Origin of the sequence: Pseudoalteromonas sp. BSi20495, assembly GCF_000241185.1 — a bacterium.
Lineage (GTDB): Bacteria > Pseudomonadota > Gammaproteobacteria > Enterobacterales > Alteromonadaceae > Pseudoalteromonas > Pseudoalteromonas fuliginea.
This window is the reverse complement of record NZ_BADY01000194.1, coordinates 1-231: the sequence shown is the minus strand read 5'-3', so window position 1 is coordinate 231 and position 231 is coordinate 1. Positions and strand designations below refer to the sequence as shown.

Below are 231 nucleotides of genomic sequence, written 5' to 3'. Positions count from 1 at the left end.
TTTTTGGATTTTTGGATTTTTGGATTTTTGGATTTTTCAATACTAATAACACTTCACTTTCCTATTAAATAAGTAAGTGGCGTCCCCAAGGGGATTCGAACCCCTGTTACCGCCGTGAAAGGGCGGTGTCCTAGGCCTCTAGACGATGGGGACACATAAATGTGTCACTAGGACAACTGAATTTTTAAACTCGTTTCAGGCGAGCTTTCTTAATAACACTACACTTTCCTA

Annotated in this window: 1 tRNA gene; it reads right to left on the bottom strand. The window is 40.3% G+C overall.

Annotated features, from left to right (window positions below):
- Positions 1 to 77: 77 nt before the first annotated feature.
- Positions 78 to 153, bottom strand: a tRNA-Glu gene (locus P20495_RS00430).
- Between the last annotated feature and the right edge of the window lie 78 nt (positions 154 to 231).